The sequence below is a fragment of the Terrabacter sp. P5_B1 genome (assembly GCF_056400505.1).
The window spans coordinates 1-4,312 of sequence record NZ_JBFULD010000343.1 but is presented as its reverse complement, the minus strand read 5'-3'; the positions used below and the strand labels follow the sequence as shown (position 1 = coordinate 4,312).

The following is a 4,312-nucleotide window of genomic DNA, read 5'->3' as shown; positions in this document are numbered from 1 at the left end:
GTCCTGCAGCACGCAGTTGAAGACGATGTCGTGCTCGGTGAGGTAGTCCTCGAGCGCGACCCGTCCGTCGTCCGTGACCGCGTGGCTCGCGCGCGCCGTGGTGTCGTCGGTGTCGAAGTGCACGATCGTGGCCGAGTGGATGGGGGCCGCGACGGCGGCCCTCTGCCGGTGCGTGAGCACGTCGACCGCGTCGACGCCCAGCGCGTTGAGGGCGGTGACGGCGCCTCGGGCCGTGGCGCCGAACCCGATGACGACGGCGCGACGGCGCGGGCCGTAGTCGCCGGAGATCCCGGCGATCTGGAAGGCGTGCAGCACCGAGCAGTAGCCCGCGAGCTCGTTGTTCTTGTGGAAGACGTGCAGGTTGAACGAGCCGTCCCTGTTCCAGTGGTTCATCGCCTCGAACGCGATGAGCGTCAGCTGCCGGTCGATCGCGACCTGGGTGAGAGCCGCGTCCTGCACGCAGTGCGGCCAGCCCCAGAGCACCTGCCCGACCCGGAGGGCGGAGATGTCGCTGAGCAGCGGTTTGGGCGCGAGGATGACGTCGCACTGCGCCACGAGCTCCTCGCGGGTGCGGAAGCCGCCGACGTAGCGTTCGAGCTGGTCGTCCCCCACACCGAAGCGCCGACCGTAGCCGTGCTCGAGGAAGACGCCCGGTCTCAGGAGCTCGGGGATGCGATGGACGTGCCGGGGGTGCAACGGCAGCCGGTGCTCGTTCTCCTTGAGCGACCGGGCTATGACGCCGACGCTGAGCTGGACCATGCGCGTACCTCCTGGCGGGCACCCCGTGCCCGGCGACTCCTCACCAGGACCGAGCCCGACGACGCCAGCGTACGCGGGTCAGGCGGTCGCCGCGGCGAGCTGGCCGCACGCGCCGTCGATGTCCTGGCCCCGTGTGTCGCGGATGGTCGTCGGGATGCCGTGGGCCCGCAGGCGCTCGACGAAGTTCTGCTCGACGCCGGGCCGTGACGCCGTCCACTTGGAGCCGGGCGTCGGGTTGAGCGGGATCGGGTTGACGTGGACCCAGCCACGCCCGCGCCGGTTTAGCTTCTCGCCCAGCAGGTCCGCGCGCCAGCCCTGGTCGTTGATGTCGCGGATCAGGGCGTACTCGATCGACACGCGACGCCCGGTCGCCTCGAAGTAGCGGTGCGCGGCGTCGAGCGCCTCGTCGACCGACCACCGGGTGTTGATCGGCACGAGCTCGTTGCGCAGCTCGTCGTCGGGGGCGTGCAACGACAGTGCGAGCGTCACCGGAATGCCCTCGGCCGTGAGCTTGTCGATCCCGGGGACGAGCCCGACCGTCGACATCGTGATGCCGCGCGCCGACATCCCGAGGCCGTCGGGCGTCGGGTCCGTGAGACGCCGGATGGCGCCGATCGACGCCTTGTAGTTGGCGAGGGCCTCACCCATGCCCATGAAGACGACGTTGCTGACGCGCAGGGGCTCCTCGCGGTCACCGTCTCCCCCGCCGGCGAGCTCGCCGCGGCGCAGCGCCCGGGCGGCCCACACGACCTGCTCGACGATCTCGCCCGCCGACATGTTCCGGGTCAAGCCCGCCTGGCCGGTGGCACAGAAGGGGCAGTTCATGCCGCACCCGGCCTGGCTCGAGATGCAGATGGTGACACGCTTCGGATAGCGCATGAGCACGGACTCGACGATCGCGCCGTCGTGCAGGCGCCACRCATACTTCATCGTCTGGCCGTCGTCGGCGACGCGCTGGACGATGGGCGTCAGCAGCGTCGGCAGCAACCCGCTGACGAGCTCGGACCGCACGGCCTTGGGCAGGTCGGTCATCTGCTCGGGATCGACCTCCAGCCGTTCGAAATAGTGCGTCGACAGCTGTTTGGCCCGAAACGCCTTGTGGCCCAGAGCCTCCACGGCTTCCTTGCGCTCGGCAGGGGCGAGGTCGGCGAGGTGCCGAGGTGGCTTGCCCCGGCGGGGCGCGGTGAAGGTCAGCTGCCCGGGTTCGGGGCGGGAGGTCGTCGGCTCGGGCAGCGCCACTGGCGCGCCCTCGGAGGCGGGGGCTGGGGTATCGGTCATCTCCCCTCCAGTGTCTCAGGCGGAGTCAAAACGCCACGACACCACCGGCCGGAGGGGTATGCCGCCCTCCCGCGGTGAGCGCCGAGCCCTCGGCGTGGGCACCGTCAGGCCGGCTTGGCCGCGAGCAGCGTCAGCACGGCCCACACGATCGGGGCGACGACGACGAGGGAGTCGAGGCGGTCCATGACACCGCCGTGGCCGGGCAGCACGTTGGACATGTCCTTGATGCCGAGGTCGCGCTTGATGAGTGACTCCATGAGGTCGCCCACCGTGGCGGCGACAGCCACCCCGACGCCGAGCGCGACGCCGATGACCCACGAGCGGTCGAGCAGGTAGTGGACCGTGACCGAGCCACCGACGATGCAGAACACGACCGAGCCGGCGAAACCCTCCCACGACTTCTTGGGGCTGATGCTCGGCGCCATGGGGTGCTTGCCGAAGAGGACGCCCGCGGCATACCCGCCCACGTCGCTGCACACCGTCGTGATGATGAAGACGAACAGCCGGCCGACCCCGTCCTCCGGCGCGAGGAGCAGCGCCGCGAAGCCGACGAGGAACGTCGGGTACGTCGAGACGAAGATGCCACCGAGGACGTCCCGACCGGCGCCGCCGAGGCGGCCGGGGCCCCGCCAGAGCACGACGGCGAGACACGTCAGGGACCAGGCCACCACCAGCGCCCCCGGGCCGTGCTCATAGGCGGCCCAGAGCATCGCGACCAAGCCGAAGATCGGCGGCACGAGAGGTGCCTCGACGCCGGCGTGCCGCAGGGCGGCGCGCAGCTCCCAGATGCCGATCCCCACGGCAACCGCGACGAGCGCGAGGAAGGACTCCTTCTTGATGAGCAGCGTGCCGACGATGAGGACGCCCAGCCCGAGTCCGACCCCGACGGCGGCGGGGAGGTTGCGGCCGGCGCGGCTCTGCTTCTTCTCGAGGACCTGCTCGGCGGGGACGCCCGCGAGCTCGTCGAGCGCCGGGTCGTACGGGACGGGCTCGAGGGGCCCGCCCCCACCGTCGTCGGCCTGCGCCGCGGGCGCGGGCGTGGGCTCCACGGGTTCCGACGGGGAGTCAGTTGTCATCATGGGGTCGAGCACCGAGGTCACACCTCGAGCAGCTCGGCCTCCTTGGCCTTGACGAGCACGTCGACGAGGTCGGTGTGCTTCTTCGTCAGCCCGTCGAGCTCCTTCTCGGCGCGCGTGCCGTCGTCCTCGCCTACCTCGCCGTCCTTGACGAGCTTGTCGAGGTCGGTCTTGGCCTTGCGACGGATGTTGCGCACGGAGACCCGCGCTTCCTCGGCCTTGTGGTTCGCGAGCTTGATGTACTCGCGGCGGCGCTCCTCGGTCAGCTCCGGCATGACGCACCGGATCTGGTTGCCGTCGCTGCTCGGGTTGACGCCGAGGTCGGAGTCACGGATGGCGCGCTCGATCTCGTGCATCGCCGACTTGTCGAACGGGATGACGAGGATGGTGCGCGGCTCGGGGTTCTGGAACGAGGCCAGCTGCTGGAGCGGGGTCGGCGCACCGTAGTACTCGACGGTGAGCTTGTTGAACAGTCCCGGGTTGGCGCGGCCGGTGCGGATGCCCGCGAAGTCCTCCTTGAGGACCTCGACGGCCTTGTCCATCTTCTCCTCGGCCTCGAACATCGTCTCTTCGATCATGGCTCTCTGGCTTCCTCGTCCCTCGGTCGTGGGTGGTGCGTGATGGTGAGCGTGCGTGCCGCTGGCCGCCACTCGACGCTGCGGCGGCCGTCGGCCTCAGGCGTTGGTGACCAGCGTGCCGATCTTCTCACCGAGCAGGGCCCTCGTGATGTTTCCCGCGCCCTCCATGCCGAAGACGACCATGGGCAGCTTGTTCTCCATGCAGAGGCTGAACGCCGCCGCGTCGACGACCTTGAGGCCCTCGACGATGGCGTCCTGGAAGGTGATCGTCTCGAGCTTCTTGGCCTCGGCGTGGGTTCGCGGGTCGGCGTCGTAGACACCGTCGACGCCGTTCTTGGCGATGAGCACGGCGTCGCACTTGATCTCGAGGGCGCGCTGGGCGCTGACCGTGTCGGTGGAGAAGAACGGCATGCCGGCACCGGCGCCGAAGATGACGACGCGGTTCTTCTCGAGGTGGCGGATGGCCCGGCGCGGGATGTAGGGCTCGGCGACCTGCTGCATGGCGATCGCGGACTGCACCCGCGTCTCGATGCCCTCCTTCTCGAGGAAGTCCTGCAGCGCGAGACAGTTCATGACGGTGCCGAGCATGCCCATGTAGTCGGCACGCGTGCGGTCCATGCC

Annotated in this window: 5 protein-coding genes; all 5 read right to left on the bottom strand. The window is 69.9% G+C overall.

Annotated features, from left to right (window positions below; all coding sequences use genetic code 11):
* Positions 1 to 759 (bottom strand): Rossmann-fold NAD(P)-binding domain-containing protein (locus AC1DP0_RS18760; RefSeq protein ID WP_478087395.1); only part of this gene is annotated, 759 nt, incomplete at its 3' end.
* A gap of 78 nt (positions 760 to 837) precedes the next feature.
* Positions 838 to 2,037, bottom strand: a complete 1,200-nt coding sequence (gene rlmN, locus AC1DP0_RS18755) for a dual-specificity RNA methyltransferase RlmN (protein ID WP_478087393.1) — start codon at positions 2,035 to 2,037, stop codon at positions 838 to 840.
* A 104-nt stretch (positions 2,038 to 2,141) separates the two neighbouring features.
* On the bottom strand, positions 2,142 to 3,086 hold the full coding sequence (locus AC1DP0_RS18750; protein WP_478087391.1) for a phosphatidate cytidylyltransferase: 945 nt from the start codon (positions 3,084 to 3,086) through the stop codon (positions 2,142 to 2,144).
* Positions 3,087 to 3,133: 47 nt separating this feature from the next.
* On the bottom strand, positions 3,134 to 3,691 hold the full coding sequence (frr, locus tag AC1DP0_RS18745; RefSeq protein WP_442278947.1) for a ribosome recycling factor: 558 nt from the start codon (positions 3,689 to 3,691) through the stop codon (positions 3,134 to 3,136).
* Positions 3,692 to 3,787: 96 nt separating this feature from the next.
* On the bottom strand, positions 3,788 to 4,312 hold a 525-nt coding region (locus tag AC1DP0_RS18740), incomplete at its 5' end, for an amino acid kinase family protein (protein WP_478087389.1).